Raw genomic sequence first — 17,039 nt, 5'->3', positions numbered from 1 at the left:
GGTGTTTGCGTCTTACACCTATCCGATTTATGAAAACTATCTTTAAAAATGACCCGGCCAATGGCGGGGCGATCGCAAAGCAATTTGACAAACCTGCCATTCTGAACCGGTACAGAACGGTCTTTCACAACTATCGCGCTGACGGCATCATCGATATGGACCGGCGGTTAAAGGAGAAGGGTGAGTTTACCGCCTGCAAGCTGGAGGATATACTGGCCTTTGCGCCCGAGCCGGGCAGTCTGCCGCCGGTCAGAAGTTCCAATTACATGATGGTACTGATCACATCCGGAAAAGGTGAAAAGATCATCGGCGCACGTTCTTATGACCTGTGCAGGCACGCCCTGTATTTTATTCCTAAAAGAATGGTGCATTCCAGCCGTACCTGGTCAACGGATACCACGGGTTACATCATTAATTTCAACGCAGATTTTTTTGACCAGCGGAATTTCCCTGCCGACCAGATATTTGGCAGGAAATTGTTCAAAGGCCTTCAGACCCCATGCCTCCACCTCGATGAACAGGCCGGGCCGTTCGTGCAGCAATTATTTGAGAGGATCATCGAGGAATTCAATTGCGATGATATCGCCCAAAATGAGTTGTTGCCGCTAAAGGTGCTGGAACTGCTGATCGCCTGTGAACGCGCCTTTCAAAAAGCAGGGCTGACCTGTGACGAAGTGGTACGGCACCCGGTGATCGAGAAGTTCAACGAACTGGTCGAAATGCATTTCGCGGAGATCCGTAATGTGCAATGGTATGCCGACCAGCTCTGTGTACACCCCAATCACCTGAACTACTTGTTGAAAAAATATAGTGCCGTGAATGCCAAGGAAAGCATCAATAACCGCATCGTTCTTGAAGCTAAATCCTTATTGGCACTTTCCGGGCTGATGGTCAAGGATGTCGCCCACCGCGTAGGCTTTGACGACCCGAATAATTTCTCGACCTTCTTCCAAAAAAATACCGGCTGTTCGCCGGCATCTTTCAGAAGTACGGATGTTCAGCAACAAGCTAACGAACAGCTCGCGGCCTCATGAACCGTCATAACCGGAAATTCAACGAGATATAAGGGTACCAGCCTTCTTCCGAGTGTCCGGCCAATACCTGTAATACCGTAAGCCCTGCCGGGGAGAAATATAATCCGCCACCGGCTCCCTGGTGCCATTTATCCGAATCTTCTCCTTTTACCCAAATCCTGCCCGCGTCGTAAAAACCGGTTATACCGAATTGCCCCGGTAATATATAGCTGGCTACATCGAACAGCTTCATCCGTGCCTGCAGGTTATTGAACACCATCTGCTGACCGGCGAAACGATACTTCAGGTAACCCAGGAGGTTTCCCTGACCGCCAAGGTAGAGCGACTGGTAGAATTCCGGTTTTCCGAGCGTTACACCGCCGCCGATGCGGTCCGATAAAACGATCGTCCCGCGCGAATTCAGCTTTTGGTAATACGTGAACTCCGGGCGGATCTGGGCATAGCTGTTCGCCGCGTCATTGATCCCCTTGAAGCTCGCCACGTCCACAGTAAAGAAATAACCGCTTTTCGGCAGGATATTATTGTCCCGCCTGTTGGAAGTAAAATTCAAGGCCAATCCGACATGTGTTTTGGTATTCCCGAGGGTAAGGCTGTCATAGGCGAACTGCCTGGCCTGCGCGCTGCCTATGAACCTGTCGGTGTTATCCTCGGAATTATAGCGGTAATGCTGTATCGCCGGACCTGCGCTGAGATCTGAGCCTGCGCCGGTATGCCATCTCAGCGAAGGGCTGAAATTATAAAGGTCATAACGGGCGCGGTAAAAACGATGATAGTTCCCGGATTTATCAAGAGCGGTCTCATTACCAAGCCCGAAGAAATTGATCCGGTTGGCAGGCCCCTGAAGATCCGCTTTTAAAACAAGGTCGGCTTTTCCGATCGCGTCGATCCATTCCCCGGTATATTGTATACGGAACGCGTCGCTGGCAAAGGCATGCGTAAGCATCAGGGACTGGCTGGTAGAATAAGGCAACTTCCTGAAGCCATCAACCCCGGTATATTTGAATCCAAGCCCAAGCAGGAAACCGTCGTCAGCATTGGCGGCCGCAGTGGCCAAAGGCATCCAGATATTATACAGGTTCGTTGGCTGGAACCGGTTGTTCAGCGTATCGGCCGAGAACCTGGCACTTACACGCCCCTGATCCCCTGTGATCAACGTCCCTTTCTCCAGCCCGTAGACCTTTATGCGCTTGCCGGACGCGGCTACATGGATGGTGTTTTCTCCCGTGCTGTCAACCAACCTCAGTTTGATCGGTGAATTGGGGGTATTGATACTGACCTGATCGGCCCCGCCTGAGGTATAAAGCCGGAGTTCTTTAGTGATGTCCGGGTAATAATGGACCTTCCACAAGGTATCACCTGGATCACCTTTTTTATCTGATTTCAGGACGGTAATATCCAACCCTTTATCCGCAGCATCGCTGACCAGCACATGTTCTGCATGTGCCGTCAGGCGGAGATCGGCGATCCGGTTAATGAATTTATAGTATTCACTCATAGCCCGCGGTATGTCATCCCTGCGGGCCCTGAGTTTAGCGAAAAGTACGTCATGCCGCATCACATAGGTTTCCCTCGGTAAGCGGCGGAGCGCGGTTTCCAGTACCTCATCATTTTCAGCTTTGACGAAATCATTGGCCAGTTGCATCCAGCGCTCATAGCTGATCTGCTGATCAGGAAAAGCCTTGATGAAACGTGTTTTAAAGAGTGACCATTTTACCCGAGTGATATGTCCTTCAAAATGCTCCAGCGTAGGATCAAGCCAGGAAAGCGAAGCGATGGACGGGAACAACCCCTCGGCAAGATGGAACACCTGGTCCCGGTCACGGGGTACACCTGTCCAAAGCGTCGTGCCGTTGACCGTAGAATCGCTGAACCGCCATTGGTCCTCATGACGATCCCAGTCGCCCATCAGCATGTCCAGCATCCTTGCCCGTAAAAAGCCTTCACCGTCCAGGCGGTTATTATAACTTTTAACGAGTTTTTCCTCCATTTTAAAAGTAGCATCGGAATGGCCGGTCGGTTCCCGTTCTTCGAGGAGGCAGACAAGTCCCGCAAAGGTCTTCCGGTATTCACCCAGATCCGGGTCATCCGCCACAACACCGATCACGGGGTTGGCATGGGGAACACCTGCCGCATCGGCTAATGGCGGCACGACCAGCGCGGAGAACGGATGTTGTGCGCTGAATTCGTCACCGACCCAATCGATCACGAAGGTATTCATCAGTCCCGGCGGCAAAAGCTTATCCGGCACCTTTTCCACACTTCGGATCACCCACTCTTCGCCGTTGGCAGCTTTCAGCCGCAGGGATTTGGATTGCATGCCGCCTCCCTGGCGCACCGGGGTCAGCCCGCCATTGATCTTCCCGATATGCAATACAGGAAGCTTGACCGGAACCGCCCATTCGCGGCGGTAGTTCTCGCCGAAGAACCACCGGTGTACCCCGCTGACATCATTGTAGCTGGCATGCACGCTCACCGTAGTACTATCGGTTATCCCGCTTACGCGGTCATATTTTTTTTGTATGCCCTGGCCTGCGGCGTTAAAGCCACACAGGATACCGGCCACCAGGAGAATGGCCGTTCCGCCTTGTCCGATCATTTTATGTTTATTCATATACTTATGTTTTTGGGTAGTGTTTTCCCGGTGGGATCATCAGGTGGCTTGCCAGGGTCTGCACATATAAGCGGTCTTTCCCGCCGTTGTGCCGGGCCAGCAAGATCCCCTTTTCACCATTCGGTGCATCAACGGTAAAGATCGCCGTCGACAGACCGCTCTGGTCATGATAATAAGCACTGACAAGGGACAGGTCGATCTCAGAGGCCTTGAATCGTTCGCCGCCACTGCTTCCGGCGATCCGCTGATCTTCAGGGCACATCATAAAATCCCGGTCATATCCGCATTCGTGCAGCAGGATGATGACCTTTGAAAGCTTAAGTTCGATGTCTTTGTCGTTCATAGGTCGTTGCTATTTAGGTGAACAAGGTGCCTTTCTGTTTCTGGTAGAGGTATTTGACGGTCAGCAGCCCTACAAGTACCAGCCCGCCCAGGATGATATACCCGGTCAGTTCTTTAGATGCGGTCAGTGATGCCTGTTGCTGGAGGCTGACAAAGTAATTGCTTACGCCGGCCGGGCCACCCGGGATGGATGACTGGTCCGTCTGAAGGGCCAGTTGTTCAAAATGCCTGATCCGTTCCTGGTAATACCAAAAACCATACATGGCCCCGCATATACCGCTACCGATAAAGGAGCGGACGATGATCATTGCCCCGGCACCGGTCATAACCAGTGTCAGCGGTAATTTCTTATTCGTATATAAGCCTACGGCGATATAGATCAGCGCTGTGCCGAAGCCCTTGATCAGGGCTGGCAGCCAAAAATTCTCCAAGGCGAACTGGTTGGAGAAACCGAGGTACATGATCCAGTGATAGACCACGAAGCTTAAAAAACCGGAAATGATCAGGATATCAGCATCCAGCCCGAAATAATACCAGAACCAGCACAACACACAGCCGGCAAGGATACCGGGGACCATATAAAGGTTTAGTTCCATGTTGCGCATGGATTCATAATGCAGGGTACCGGCGGAGAAGGAGGATTGAAAGGTACTCACCGAAAAAAAGCCGAGCAGTACAAAAAGGAAAAGGCCGAAACGCAGGTTCCTTCGCCTGAGCAAAGCAAGGTTGAATATCGGGCGTTTGATATTCAGCTGCCTGATCAGGAACAGAATAAAACTGGCGATGCCGCCCCAAAAAGATGCGATGATTGCCCGCGAACTGAACCAGTCCTCTACGCGGCCGTTCACAAAGGCGTAATTCAGCAACATCATGGCCGTGGCCAGCAGGATCAGCCCGATGGTGTCTACCTGGTAAAAGGGGATCTTTTTTTTCAGGGGATGTTCCTCAACGAAGACCACCGCCAGTATGATACAGACCGCCACCATGATCAGGACACAGATATAGGCATAACGCCAGTTATATTCAAAGGCAAGTACCGAGGTCAGCCAGGTCATGAAGTGTAACCCGGCCAGGGCGGTAAAATACACGAACGGGTACATGCGGCTGGTGTCCAGTTGCTTGCTCCAGACCAGCAACCAGATCACATAGACCTCGGTAAGCGCCATCATCTTGGTGAACCCGATCAGCAGGCAGGCGATGATAAATACGCTGGTATTACCGGTGGTCGCGCAAACGATATTCAGTACCAGCAGGGAGAAAAGGCCGAACAGCAGCAGTTTTTTACTGGTGAACCGCATTTTAAGCCGGAGGTCGAACAAAAGCCCCAGGCCCATGCCGATATAGATCGCGTTAAAGGATTGGGTATACGCCTCTGAATAAACCCCGAGATCGTTCGATATATCCCCGCTGTTCCCAAGGAATATCCCGTTCGCCGTCAGGATCACGAAAAAGAGTATGAACAATACCGGCAACCTCACCCATACGGGCACCCACTTGTAAAACAGGTCATACAGTTCCATTAGTTCTGGTCTTTTGCTAAGCGTACTTCCACATTCATACCGGCCCGCAACTCATCGATCAGCTTTCGCTGTTCCTCGTTCCCGGCCACCAATTCGATCTTCACAGGTATCCGTTGCTGGACCTTCACAAAATTCCCTGTCGAATTGTCCACAGGCACGGCGGAGTAGCGGGAGCCTGTGGCTCCTGAAATGGCCGTGATCCGGCCGGTCAGCTGTGCGTCTTCCAGCGCATCGATCTTTAAACTGACCAGTTGCCCGATCTTCAAACGGGAAAGCTGGCGTTCTTTATAATTGGCCACGATCCATTTATTATCATTTCTGACGAAGGACAGCAGGTTCTGTCCCGGCTGCACCAGTTGTCCTTCCTGTATAGACCGGCGGCCGGTAAGCCCGTTATAAGGCGCACGGATCACCGTATAGGACAGGTTAAGTTTTGCCAGTTCGAGGGCGGCGTGGGCGCGCTTGATCTCGGCATCATTCACGTTGACCCTCGTGCCCGCCTCCCTGGCAGAAAGGCCTGCGGTCTGGCGCTGTTGCCTGGAAGCCGCGGTTTGTGCCACAAGCGCATCATAATCGGCCTTTACCTGGTCGAATTGTTGCTGGGTTGCTGCGCCTTCCCTGAGCAGCGCGGTATAACGCTGGTATTGCTGTTTGGCATTCCATAACCTGGCTTCCACGGCTTTGAGATTAGCCGCCGATACCTCGATATTGCTGCCCACGGTAGTTACACCCGATGTGGTAACATTACGGGCGGCCTGAGCCGATAGATAGGCCGCTTCGGCCTGTTCGACAGCGATCTTATATTCGCGGTCATCGATCAGCACCAGCGTATCGCCCTTTTTTACCGGCTGGTGTTCCTGGAAACGGACCTCCCGGATATAACCGGGTATCCTTGAATTTACCGGGTTGATGTATTCTTCTACCTGCGCGTCATTGGTATAGGCGCTGCTATCCAGCCCCGTATAAGTTAAGATACCCCAGATAACCGCGGAGATCAGCAAGGCGATCAGGATAATATTGATGGCGTAAATAGATCTTTTTTTGTTCGGTGCACCTGCCGGTGCTGTATTGTTCTCGCTCATATGGATAGTTATAAAGTGCCGACTGATTTTTGTAATTGAAGGTATGTATAGACCATATTGATCCTTGCGGTGGAAACCTTGATCTCCGCCTCGATCTTGGTGCTTGTCGCATCCACGAGATCGGTCAGCAGGGCCAGTTGGTTGAAGTATTTCTTTTCAACGATCCGGTAGGTCTCTTCAGCCGCTTTCAGGTCGCTTTCCAGGGTCTGACGTTCATCGTCCGCTTCCCGGTACTTAATGAATCTGGAACTTACCTCGACGTTTACCTGCTGTTTTTGCAAGGTTTCTTTCTGGATACTTTGTTCAGCGGCCAGTTTTGCCGCGCGTATCTTTCTCGGGGCCTGGTAAATGGAAGATATATTGTATTTCAGGGTCAGGCCTGCCTGCCACACATTGTAATAGACATCTACCGATGGAATAGTATAGGTGAACGGACGTTGCAGGTTGCTGCCCGCGAAAGCGGCCAGCGCAGGGTAACGGTCAGCACCAGCGATCTTTACATTGGCTTCAGCCACCCGATTCTCGTTCGCCAAGATCTTTAGTTCATGGTTGCGGTTCAACGCTGTATCAAGCCAGCCTTCCAGTGAACCTGCGGAAGGAAAGTTCTTTAGCATGGCACTATCGGGCAGCAGGGATGCATTATCGGGCCTCCCGGTCAGCATATTCAGCTGGCGGTTCAGAATGGCGATATTATTTTCGGTCTTTCTAACCGAAAGGTTCAGGTCTGAAAGGATCAGTTTGCTCCGCAGCACATCGTTTTCGGTCACCATACCCTGTTTACGCATGACCTGGATGTTCTTCAATCGTTCTTCGGCAAGCTTCGCGTTGCTGGCGTAGACCTGGCGGAGATTGATCATCCGGTAGATATCGAGATATTGGGCGGCCGCAAGGAACTTGATGTCCTGTGTATTCTTTTCCTGTACCAGGAATGCGACCTGTGCCTCTATATCGGTCTTTTTGATCTCATTACTGATTTTGCCACCGGCAAAAAGCACCTGTGATGCCTGGATAGTGAACTGCGCGAACTGGTGCGGGTTCTTACCTTTCTGATGCTTATCGAAAGATGGGGTCCAGATATCCGTATTACTCAGGTACCCGTGGCTGAGCTGCGCGCCCAGGTCAGGCAATTGGTAAAGTTTGGCGATCTCTACCTTTTGTTTGGCGAGTTCGGTGTTCTTTTCCACCACTTTAAGCTGGGTGCTGTTCTTTTCCGAAAGCTCCATTACCTCTTTCAGCGTCAGTACGCGCGTACTCAGCGTGTCCTGCGCCCTGGATAGGCCTGCGTAAAGCAGCATGGTCGTAATGATCGTAAGTCTTTTCATTTTAGAGGTTGTTCTGATACTTGGCCCCGGACGGGCCGTTCACTGACACAAACTTCTTTGATCTGCTGCGTGAATGTCTTTTAAAATCAAATGATAGACTTTTAAAATCACGCAGTGACAGGTAGGAATGTTCTCGGCTATGATCGTACAAGTTAAATAGTTGCTGGTGCCGCCAAACAAAAAAAGGAAGTGCATGCACTTCCTTCCTATCAAAGATGATCTCCGGGGTCAAAGGTTATCTTTCATCCAGTGTAAGCCATTGATGCCGGGCAGGAAAACATGTTCACCACCACGGGTCACAGCGAAATCCTTCAGTCCGTTGATCTTTTTGCGGATAGGTTTCGATGGATAGGTGAAATCGTCCGATACATCGCGTCTGCCCACGATCGGGTCGGTACGCGTACCCTGTGAGATAAAATCCCCGTCATTGACCCATTGGGTCTGCACGAATTCAAATTGCCTTCCCGGGTTAGCATTGACCAGGGCCAGGACGATACCGCGTTCAATATTATCGTCCGAAGTAGCCTCTTCCGGTAATATTGGTCCGTAAGCCGCACCTCTGCGAAGCAGCAGGTGAAGCCTTGCATTAGTGGCCGTGTCCTTAAGGCCGTCCCTTGGGTTGACCCTCCTGATATGGCTGCCCATCGGGGTTTTAACGCCTTCCTTATCGTCATCGAAATACTGGAACGCGTTATTGCGCTGACCGTCCGTAGCCAGCTCCGGGTTATCCTTTTCAGGTGACAAGGCCATTGGGCAACCGCTCCGCCATCTGCCCATCATTTTCGCTGCCGCGAATTCCTGGCCTTCGTGCGTCGTGGATTGCTCTTTAAGGAACTCCCGGAAACGGTGAACGTGCTGTTTCAGTTTCCTGATCGCAAGGTAGGTACCATTCTTCCAGAAGGCCTCGGGTCCCGGGCCTTCCGCGATGTGGCCAAGTTCGTTCTCGTAGCCAAGGACGAATTCCCCGGCTTTGACGGGTTCGCCCTGTCCCGGCTTCGGCGAACCACCTTCTCCCTCAATAAATGGCCTGCTCAATCCGTCGGCATATCCGAAATGCTCCCTCATGGTCGGCGGGATACCGATATCAAGGCGGTTGATCATGGTAATGCTTTTCAGCCCGGCGATCGCTTTTCGCCCGATAGCCAGCTTTTCTTCCTTTACCTCATCAGAACCGGCCATGATCAGCAGGCCGAAATGGAACCCGTTATTGCCATGCGGCATATTCCAGTGGGCCGGGTCGCTTTCACCGACATCCCCAAGCAGGTGCTTGCGTGCTGCCATGCCTTGACGGAACTCGATCGGAAACTCATCAAGTATCTCCTGCGGCAGACCAAGCAGCCTCAACCCCTCATACGTAAACACCACGTTGATCCAGGCATGTTCGGCAGGGTTCTCCCAGTCCTTTGCGGAAGTGATCAGCGGCAACAGGCTGGCGATGACCGATTTTGCCTCCGGAGCGTTATCTATACGAAATAACAGATAGGAACCGTAGTACGGCATCGGCCTGTTACGGAGTACGGTTCCCTGTATATTTTCAAAATCCAATGGTACGCTCATATCGGTTTAATTTATTTATTGTGCTGCATCAAAAAGTGCATCAACGGCCTTAGCCACCTTTTCAATTTTTTTAACATCACGGCCGCTGAGGTGTGAATTGGCCGCCCAGAAGAACTCGGCAGGGATCAGCAGGCTGACCACCCATTCGCCTACATGCGGCGAATCCATGCCCGGATAACCTTCCAGGACATCGGTACCTAAAGCATCAAGCCATGGGCCGGCGTGGGTAGCGATATCGTCAAGGTATGGCTTAAAGTCACCGTCATACACTACCGTGAGGATAAAACGTGTATCGTTATCGAAGATCAGCCCGCGAAAATCCTGTACGGTGCCAACCCTTGACTCATAATAATTGGCTTCTGCCTGGAACTGGGCAACACGTTCACGGAATTTTTCCGCGCCGCCGGGTAACAGGTTGCCGATCATGGTCAGTTCGCCCTTTTTACCCATTCTCAGGCCGGGACCGTCCGGTTGCTGTGTAACCGGGATCATTTCCGCTGTTGCTTCGTTTTGGATGATTTCTTTCGTTTCCATAGTTTTTATATTTTTAATTGATACAGTACAAACTTATCGGATAGCGGTATGCCTGAACTTTGAATATCCCCGCATCCTCTTTTAAAATCAAAGCCCGATTCAGGCAGGCTCTTCGATAACTCCCGCACCGCCGTTATGCACCATCGCGGCGATGAAAAATGCCAGCACTGCGATCACCAGTCCCCACATGAAAATATTGTAGGCAAGCCGCAGGTAATGGTATTTACGGCCGATAACCGTTCCCTGGTAGTAGATGTCCAGCATGATGGAATTATATATATATACTTTATCGTCCAGCATCATCCACATGCCGCTCGTATACTCTTCGGGCAGCATTTTGAAATAATTACCGAAAAAGAGCAGGTTGATCTTCTTTTGTTCGATCTCTCCGCGGCTAAAGGTTCCCTTACTGACCGTAGGCCGCGTGGTGATGATCGCCAGCACCATGGTTGAAAGACTGATGGCCAGCAGAATGAAGGTCGGGATAACGAGATAACTATTGTCAGCGAGTTTACGCAGCACAAGGCTGATGATCGCAGACAGGATGATAGAATTGACCGTGATCAGTATGTGTGCCTTGTTATCGGCAAGGCTGCTCAGGCGCTGGTTATTCTGCGAAGCGATCCGAAACGCGGTATCGATCGATTTTTCCGCCCGCTCGGTGCTTTTCGTCAGCATGTTTGCCGGGGTCAGCGATGCATTGTGGTCATACTGTACCGTAAGGGCCTTCAGGTGGTAAAGGTTCTCTGATTTCTGATCGGCCAGCAGCGTATTGCTGTAGATCGTATAAAATTGATGGTGTTCCATGAACCCGATGGTCTCTTTGTACCAGTCATTCCTCGGGATCAGTTTTTTGCAGTCCAGTTCGGTTTCTTTACGCAACAATTCGCTTTTTTTCAGGAAGGACTTTTTGCCCAGGTGAAAGGTGTCCGCGTCGAGAATGATCTGCTCCAGCAGGTCCGAAGGTATTTCTTTCCGCTGGGTGATCCTGATCAGGGAAAGGATCTTGCTGAGCTGCGATTCCTCCATTCCCTGTTCTTCAAGGTAGGTACGCGCTATCTTGATCCCGGTTTCCTCATGCTCTTCCTTGCCATGTACATAACCGATATCATGGAACCAGGCAGCCGTTAATAAAATAAAAATATCATCCTCTGACAAATGGTTGTAGGCCGCGATCTTTTCCGCTGCCTTGACCACGTAGATAGTGTGCTCCAGGTTGTGATAGGTCAGTTCAGGCCTCTTATTCTCCTGGAAATAGGTCTCAATGTACCGCCTGGTCTTCTTTAATTGCTTCTCGTATATCATGTGTCCTTGTAATAATGGGTGTGATGCTCCTTTCTGATGGCATAAGTAAGGTGTAAATGGCTTCCTGCGCCTGTAATGGCGCACCGCCTGATGCCTTTTTGATATTTTCAAGGCCGCTGTTCAGCCAGACCGCCTTAAGGTTATCGTCTTTCCAGTAGCGGATACATTGGTTGATATGGTCACGCACCGCAGGGTCTTTCACAGGTGCGCAGACCTCGATCCGGTGATAAACGTTCCTGTTCATCCAATCGGCAGAGCCGATAAATATTTCTTCCTCACCGTTATTATGGAAACGGAATATCCGGCTGTGCTCAAGGAACCGGTCTACGATCCTGGTGATCGTGATCCTTTCGCTCATGCCTTTTATACCGGGGATAAGGCAGCACACGCTACGGACCATCAGGTGTATGTCCACACCCGCCTGTGAAGCCTCGTATAATTTCGTGATCAGTGTACGCTCCTCCAGGTTATTGACCTTGATGAACACCGATGCTTTCCTGCCGATCCGTGCATTATCGATCTCCCGGTTGATGAGTTCGAGGAAGCGTGACCGCAGGTTGAATGGAGCGACGATCAGTTCATTGAATGCCTTTTTTGCCGAGGATGGTTTCTTCTTCCTGGCCAGTATACCGAATAGCTTTTTTACTTCGCATAGCAGCTCAGCATTGGCGGTCATCAATACGATATCGGTATATCTTTTAGCCGTCCCTTCGTGGAAATTTCCGGTCGAGATCAGTCCGTAATAGCCTGCATGCGAATTTCCTGTCCTTTTGACCAGCGTGACCTTGGCATGAACCTTTTGTTTCTTTCCGCTATAAATGATCTCTACACCCGCTTCCTGCATCTGCTTGGCCCAGCGGAGATTATTATGCTCGTCGAACCGCGCTTTGAGTTCGACCAGTACCCGAACGCGTTTTCCGTTCCTGGCCGCGCTGATCAGTGCCGATCCGATCCTTGAATCGGAGGCGATACGGTACACGGTCGTACAGATATCGGTAACCTCGGGATGGTTCGCGGCCTCATTAAAGAAGCGGAGAACGGGATCATACGATTGGTAAGGCGTATGAACGAACAGGTCCTTGCCATGAAGCTGCTCGAAGATACTTTCAGGCATCAGCGGACCCGCCTGCCGGTGTGCCGGCCATTCATTAAATACCATCCCTTTGCCTTTTAAAGGAAGGTGGAACAGGTCGGTCAGGTTATGGTAATGTCCCCCCGTCACCGCGCTTTCGGCATCTATTTCCAAATATTTTAATGACCGTTTTAAAAGTTGCGCAGGCATGTCCGGTGCGTGGATGAACCGCGTAACCAGACCGAAATCACGTTTGGATAATTGCTTTTCCACAAGTTCTGCAAGGTCACTGCTAAGGTCATCTTCGGGTAGCAAGGTCGCGTCCCGAGTCACCTTCACCGCGTAACATCCTGCTATCCGCTCTCCCGGGAACAGGTATGGCAGGTGATGCCTGATGATATCGTCGAGGAACAGGATCACCGGACCGCCAGTCCCTTTGAGCTCATAAAAACGACCGAGCTGGGCCGTTGGAATATTGACCACTACCTGCCGCTGGCGGTTGCCGTTGTCCAGCACTACCAGGAAATATGACCGGTTGTTCTCCGGGAAGAAACGTTCCCCTGAACCTTTCAACGCGACCGGTTGCAGGTAGCCTAAGACCTTATTGAAGAAGATATCCCCGGCTTCCACTTGGATATCTTCAGAAAGCGGCTTGCAATGCAGGAATTGAATGCCCTGGTCCTGCAAGGCCGGTAGCAGTTCCTGACGCAGGATCTCCCCGAAGCGGTTCTGCTGCATGTCGATCAGCTGACGTACCGCATGCAGGTCGGCCGTTGACTCGGCCTTTTCATTATGGTTCAGCCGGTCTTTTTCCTTCAGCGCGTGTAAGGCCCGGATGATCGGGTAGCGTACCCGGTAAAATTCGTCAAGGTTCGAACTGTATATGGACAGGAAGCGGAATCGTTCCAGCAAGGGGACCTCCGGGTCTGCTGCTTCATCAAGTATCCGGCCGTTAAATCCGAGCCAGCTCTGGTCTCTGTCAAAAAATATATTTTTCATCGTGTTCAGTTTATGATATACATGATCTTAGCTGATGTGCGAATGGGGAATGCCGCAGTTTACCGAGTGCTGTTTCCTTTACCCGGCGGGTATGCTCTACCGACAGCTTTAGGCGCTCGGCGATGTCTTCCAAACGGCAGCAGGGACTGCCGGCAAGCCCGAAGAACAGCAACAGGATCTCCCGTTCTCTTTTATCCAGTATCCGCATGGCTAAGCTGATCTCCGTAGCCACCGATTCACGCAGCAAGGAGTCATCCGGCTGCGGGTCCCTGTGCGGGATCTTATCATACAAACAGGCACTGCCTTCTTCATTGATCGGATGGTCGAGCGAGGCGCTGATCTGCGTATGCTGAAGCAGTTCCGATAAGAGATGATCGTCCACGCCGATCTCGGTCGCGATCTCCTGCGTAGAGGGTGGCCTGTGTAATTCCTGTTCCTTCCTGGCGACCGCTTTCAGATACTGATTAAGCATATTCACCTGGTTCATCGGCAGGTGGAATAAGCGGGTATGTTCCTCGACAGCCGTGCTGATCGCCTGGCGTATCCACCAGACCGCATAGGAAATGAATCGGAATCCACGGGTATGGTCGAAGCGGCAGGCGGCCGTGATCAACCCGATATTACCCTCGCTGATCAGGTCGCTCAGGCTGATGCCTTTGGTCTGGTATTTTTTGGCGACCGAAATAACGAAGCGGAGGTTACTCAGAACCAGTTTGCGCATCGCTTCTTTATCCCCCGCTACCACCAGGCCACAGAGTTCCGCCTCTTCCGATGGGTTTAACACCCCGAGCTTTTCGATATCGTTAAAATACCGGCCAAGCGCCCCGTCCTCCCTTACCGTATAGGATGTATTGATAACCAGTTGTCTTATAGGAGATGTTTTAAGGTTTCCGGCCGGTCAATGGGTAGTTGCCTTTTGGTCTATCGCATCCGCGAACCGGAAAACCGACCCTATCGCCATCAGAATCATACCGGCAAATACCTTCCAGGGGAAATATCCTGTTCCGGTAATAGGTACTTTGGGGAATTCACTGTCTACCGCGTTGACCGGGTCTTCCGCGGGAAAAATGAACAAGGCGGCGATCACGATCGCTGCGCCTGCTATCATTATAAATGTTCCTGTCCTTTTCATGTGGTTAAACCCGTTTTATGGGCACATCACAAAATTATTCCAGGGCACAGGGGGCGGACTTTCATTATCAAATGAAACGCTTTGATTTTCAATTATGGGTGAACCGGGGCGTTTTGAATGACGCGGATGGCAGGGTTTGATTTACAAAGGCTTCTGTTTGAATGTAAAAGGAACATAGCCGGCTTGCCGGATACCTTTGTCCTGTAGATCATATGCAAATGGAAGTAAAGAAGAAACGTAACGTATTGTTTATTACAGGGGCATTCGTCAGCCATGAGGGTTGGCGGCAATGGCAGGAATATTTCAGCTTACAAGGGTACCATTCCAGTGCCCCGGCATGGCCGCATAAGAACGGGACAGCGGCCGAACTGCGCGCCCGTCAGGGCAGCGACAAGGCGCTTGCCCGGCTGACACTTACCGAACTCATTCACCATTATGCCATGGAGGCGCAAAAGTTCGATGAGAAGCCGATCATTATCGGCCATTCACTGGGTGGCCTGGTTACGCAGATCCTCGTTAATAACGGGTTCGCAGCCGCCGGCGTCGCTATCCACCCGGTGCCCCCGCAGGGTATTTTCCCCTATGAGTTCTCCTTCCTGCGGTCCGCATGGAAATCACTTGGGCTGTTCACCAGTCTTGATAAAACTTACCTGATGTCATTTAAGGATTTTCAATACGCTTTCGTGAACGGTATGCCACTCGAAACCCAGCGCAAAGCTTATGAAAGGAACGTCCTGCCCGAATCCAAGACCGTTACCCGTGGTGGCCTGACCAGCGCGGCCAAGGTGGATTTTAAAAAAGCACATGTGCCTTTGCTGATCACCTCCGGTTCTAATGATCACATCATTCCGGCCCATTTGAACGCACGTAATTTCAAACGGTATCAACAGAACGGTTCGATCACCGAATACAAGGAATTTCCGGGGCGGAACCACTTCGTCCTCGGCCAGCCAAGCTGGAAGGAAGATGCTGATTTTATCCTCCAATGGATCGAAAAAGTGGTTTGAATATAAGGGTGATGGTTGGGGGCCGGCAGCGATGCCGGCTCTTTTTTTGATGTACCGCCGTAAATGACACCAGGTTCCTTAACTTGTATTAATACTATTATCTATCGTTATGAATAAATTCCTGATCCTCCGAACCCTATTAGTAGTATTTGCGCTTTCACTGGTATGCCGGATGGCTGCTGCGCAGCAAAAACCGTTACGTATCATCATTCTGCGGCATGCCGAAAAGCCGCCCCAGGGTGATAACCTCTCCTGCATGGGACTGAACAGGGCATTCAAACTCCCCGCTGTCATCGTCCGAAAATTCGGGGTGCCGGGCATCGCTTACGTCCCTGCACCGTCGGTTGGAAAGGCCACTAAAAGCGGCAGGATGATGCAGACCGTATGGCCGCTTGCCGTTAAATACAACCTGACCGTAAATACGAAATTCGAGGTGGAACAAACGAAAAAACTGGCGGACGAATTGCTTAAAAGAACAGGTACGGTCATCGTGGTATGGGAACACGACAATATTCCGGGGATCATCGCGGCACTGGGCGTGGATAGTAAAAAGGTAAAATGGAAAGGCGATGATTTCGACAGCCTCTGGATCGTGAACATCTCCGGCGGTGTCAGGACGCTTGAAAGGGACGTGCAGGGCATTCGCCCTGCTCAGGATTGTTCTTTTTAAGTACCGTGTCGTAAATGCCCTGTCAGAATATGGTCTTCAGTACTTTTTGTGTGCCGTTGATCATATCGGCGATCTGCTCTTCCGTCGGGGCGCTCTTTTTATTTTTGAGACAAAGGTCGCGGATATCACCAAGGTATTGTAATTGCCTGTAAGTTGCCACATCATATAATCCCGCCTTATAGAACGATTCATTGTGATCGTTCACCGTCATGATCTTCTTGGTCGCCTTCAACTGGTGGTTCTTTCTGACCTCCTCCAAATGTTGTTCCAGCACCACGGTACAGATCACACCCGCGGACCGGCCGAACTGGATCTTCAGCAATTCCGACGCCCTGATCAGCATCTGATCAGATAATTCGCCAAGCATCAGCAATTCGCTTTCGGCAAGCTGGCTTTCAAAACGGATATAGATCGCGTTAAGGATGCTGAGTTGTTGCTGCATCAGCGGTATCGCGTCGGCAGGACCAGCAACGACCTTCTTATCAAAACCTCCGGTGACAACCGTGGATCTCAGGTAGTCCTCGATCACATAATTGTCCTTACGGATCTCTTTTCGGCCCTTGATCTCGTACAGGCTGGTGAAATCATTTAACCTGCCCGGCAGGTATTTTGCGATCACGATCTGTGCCTCCGAGTACCAGGCCTGGTAAGTATCGCTGAATTTCGGTAGGTTCTGCCGGAAATGACCAAAATCCTTCTTGAGCACATTGGTAAAATGGGCTTCCATTTCCGCCGGGAATTGTTCCACCTGCATAGCGTTGATCAGGTTCACACCGGTGTTGTAAAGCCTGGTCATTTCATTCTTCAGTTGCTCGGTCAGTTTCATCGGCGGCTAATTTAAACAGGTGTTCG

The 17,039-nt window shown here is 51.1% G+C and carries 15 protein-coding genes; 3 read left to right on the top strand and 12 right to left on the bottom strand.

Annotation, left to right across the window (positions count from 1 at the left end; genetic code table 11):
- Positions 1-29 precede the first annotated feature (29 nt).
- Positions 30-1,034 carry a helix-turn-helix domain-containing protein gene (locus MusilaSJ_RS02525; RefSeq protein ID WP_274988505.1) on the top strand — a complete coding sequence of 335 codons (1,005 nt, stop codon included), beginning with the start codon at positions 30-32 and terminating at the stop codon, positions 1,032-1,034.
- Positions 1,035-1,038: 4 nt separating this feature from the next.
- Here the strand turns inward: MusilaSJ_RS02525 and MusilaSJ_RS02520 are convergent, their stop codons facing one another.
- The 11 genes from MusilaSJ_RS02520 to MusilaSJ_RS02470 all read right to left on the bottom strand — a co-directional run bounded on the left by MusilaSJ_RS02520 (position 1,039) and on the right by MusilaSJ_RS02470 (position 14,510).
- Positions 1,039-3,645: a BamA/TamA family outer membrane protein gene (locus MusilaSJ_RS02520; RefSeq protein ID WP_274988504.1), complete on the bottom strand. Its 2,607-nt coding sequence runs from the start codon at positions 3,643-3,645 to the stop codon at positions 1,039-1,041.
- Positions 3,646-3,649: 4 nt separating this feature from the next.
- Positions 3,650-3,988 carry a hypothetical protein gene (locus tag MusilaSJ_RS02515; protein WP_274988503.1) on the bottom strand — a complete coding sequence of 113 codons (339 nt, stop codon included), beginning with the start codon at positions 3,986-3,988 and terminating at the stop codon, positions 3,650-3,652.
- 13 nt (positions 3,989-4,001) lie between these two features.
- A complete protein-coding gene (locus tag MusilaSJ_RS02510; protein WP_274988502.1) occupies positions 4,002-5,507 on the bottom strand; it encodes an MFS transporter in 1,506 nt (501 codons plus the stop codon).
- On the bottom strand, positions 5,507-6,589 hold the full coding sequence (locus MusilaSJ_RS02505; RefSeq protein WP_274988501.1) for an HlyD family secretion protein: 1,083 nt from the start codon (positions 6,587-6,589) through the stop codon (positions 5,507-5,509). The genes MusilaSJ_RS02510 and MusilaSJ_RS02505 overlap by 1 nt, the downstream gene beginning before the upstream one ends.
- 8 nt (positions 6,590-6,597) lie before the next feature.
- Positions 6,598-7,911 (bottom strand): TolC family protein, encoded by a 1,314-nt coding sequence (locus MusilaSJ_RS02500; protein ID WP_274988500.1) that lies wholly within the window; start codon positions 7,909-7,911, stop codon positions 6,598-6,600.
- A 228-nt stretch (positions 7,912-8,139) separates the two neighbouring features.
- Positions 8,140-9,468 carry a Dyp-type peroxidase gene (locus tag MusilaSJ_RS02495; RefSeq protein WP_274988499.1) on the bottom strand — a complete coding sequence of 443 codons (1,329 nt, stop codon included), beginning with the start codon at positions 9,466-9,468 and terminating at the stop codon, positions 8,140-8,142.
- Between the two features lie 15 nt (positions 9,469-9,483).
- Positions 9,484-10,002, bottom strand: coding sequence for a hypothetical protein (locus MusilaSJ_RS02490; RefSeq protein ID WP_274988498.1), 519 nt, complete (start codon positions 10,000-10,002; stop codon positions 9,484-9,486).
- Positions 10,003-10,101: 99 nt separating this feature from the next.
- The gene (locus MusilaSJ_RS02485) at positions 10,102-11,307 is read right to left on the bottom strand and encodes a Pycsar system effector family protein (protein WP_274988497.1); all 1,206 of its coding nucleotides are present in this window, start codon (positions 11,305-11,307) and stop codon (positions 10,102-10,104) included.
- Positions 11,264-13,378 (bottom strand): polyphosphate kinase 1, encoded by a 2,115-nt coding sequence (gene ppk1, locus MusilaSJ_RS02480; protein ID WP_274988496.1) that lies wholly within the window; start codon positions 13,376-13,378, stop codon positions 11,264-11,266. The genes MusilaSJ_RS02485 and ppk1 overlap by 44 nt, the downstream gene beginning before the upstream one ends.
- Positions 13,379-13,388: 10 nt before the next feature.
- On the bottom strand, positions 13,389-14,099 hold the full coding sequence (locus MusilaSJ_RS02475; RefSeq protein ID WP_274988495.1) for a sigma-70 family RNA polymerase sigma factor: 711 nt from the start codon (positions 14,097-14,099) through the stop codon (positions 13,389-13,391).
- A gap of 177 nt (positions 14,100-14,276) precedes the next feature.
- The gene (locus MusilaSJ_RS02470; RefSeq protein ID WP_274988494.1) at positions 14,277-14,510 is read right to left on the bottom strand and encodes a hypothetical protein; all 234 of its coding nucleotides are present in this window, start codon (positions 14,508-14,510) and stop codon (positions 14,277-14,279) included.
- 218 nt (positions 14,511-14,728) lie between these two features.
- Here MusilaSJ_RS02470 and MusilaSJ_RS02465 point away from each other — a divergent pair, with 218 nt between their 5' ends.
- Positions 14,729-15,517: an alpha/beta hydrolase gene (locus MusilaSJ_RS02465; protein WP_274988493.1), complete on the top strand. Its 789-nt coding sequence runs from the start codon at positions 14,729-14,731 to the stop codon at positions 15,515-15,517.
- A 109-nt stretch (positions 15,518-15,626) separates the two neighbouring features.
- Positions 15,627-16,187: a histidine phosphatase family protein gene (locus MusilaSJ_RS02460; protein WP_274988492.1), complete on the top strand. Its 561-nt coding sequence runs from the start codon at positions 15,627-15,629 to the stop codon at positions 16,185-16,187.
- A gap of 22 nt (positions 16,188-16,209) precedes the next feature.
- On the opposite strand, the gene MusilaSJ_RS02455 is transcribed toward MusilaSJ_RS02460, so the two are convergent.
- Positions 16,210-17,013 (bottom strand): hypothetical protein, encoded by an 804-nt coding sequence (locus MusilaSJ_RS02455; RefSeq protein WP_274988491.1) that lies wholly within the window; start codon positions 17,011-17,013, stop codon positions 16,210-16,212.
- Positions 17,014-17,039 lie beyond the last annotated feature (26 nt).

Source organism: Mucilaginibacter sp. SJ (assembly GCF_028993635.1).
In the GTDB taxonomy this organism is placed as follows: Bacteria; Bacteroidota; Bacteroidia; order Sphingobacteriales; family Sphingobacteriaceae; genus Mucilaginibacter.
The sequence above is the reverse complement of the archived record's forward strand: the minus strand, read 5'-3'. Positions and strand labels throughout refer to the sequence as shown.

Bases quoted from the DNA above. Each gene is read 5' to 3' on its own strand.
- MusilaSJ_RS02495 (WP_274988499.1), bottom strand. From the start codon at position 9,468: ATGAGCGTACCATTGGATTTTGAAAATATACAGGGAACCGTACTCCGT.
- MusilaSJ_RS02520 (WP_274988504.1), bottom strand. From the start codon at position 3,645: ATGAATAAACATAAAATGATCGGACAAGGCGGAACGGCCATTCTCCTG.
- ppk1 (WP_274988496.1), bottom strand. From the start codon at position 13,378: ATGAAAAATATATTTTTTGACAGAGACCAGAGCTGGCTCGGATTTAAC.
- MusilaSJ_RS02470 (WP_274988494.1), bottom strand. From the start codon at position 14,510: ATGAAAAGGACAGGAACATTTATAATGATAGCAGGCGCAGCGATCGTG.
- MusilaSJ_RS02490 (WP_274988498.1), bottom strand. From the start codon at position 10,002: ATGGAAACGAAAGAAATCATCCAAAACGAAGCAACAGCGGAAATGATC.
- MusilaSJ_RS02460 (WP_274988492.1), top strand. From the start codon at position 15,627: ATGAATAAATTCCTGATCCTCCGAACCCTATTAGTAGTATTTGCGCTT.
- MusilaSJ_RS02505 (WP_274988501.1), bottom strand. From the start codon at position 6,589: ATGAGCGAGAACAATACAGCACCGGCAGGTGCACCGAACAAAAAAAGA.
- MusilaSJ_RS02510 (WP_274988502.1), bottom strand. From the start codon at position 5,507: ATGGAACTGTATGACCTGTTTTACAAGTGGGTGCCCGTATGGGTGAGG.
- MusilaSJ_RS02515 (WP_274988503.1), bottom strand. From the start codon at position 3,988: ATGAACGACAAAGACATCGAACTTAAGCTTTCAAAGGTCATCATCCTG.
- MusilaSJ_RS02525 (WP_274988505.1), top strand. From the start codon at position 30: ATGAAAACTATCTTTAAAAATGACCCGGCCAATGGCGGGGCGATCGCA.
- MusilaSJ_RS02500 (WP_274988500.1), bottom strand. From the start codon at position 7,911: ATGAAAAGACTTACGATCATTACGACCATGCTGCTTTACGCAGGCCTA.
- MusilaSJ_RS02455 (WP_274988491.1), bottom strand. From the start codon at position 17,013: ATGAAACTGACCGAGCAACTGAAGAATGAAATGACCAGGCTTTACAAC.
- MusilaSJ_RS02475 (WP_274988495.1), bottom strand. From the start codon at position 14,099: ATGCGCAAACTGGTTCTGAGTAACCTCCGCTTCGTTATTTCGGTCGCC.
- MusilaSJ_RS02465 (WP_274988493.1), top strand. From the start codon at position 14,729: ATGGAAGTAAAGAAGAAACGTAACGTATTGTTTATTACAGGGGCATTC.
- MusilaSJ_RS02485 (WP_274988497.1), bottom strand. From the start codon at position 11,307: ATGATATACGAGAAGCAATTAAAGAAGACCAGGCGGTACATTGAGACC.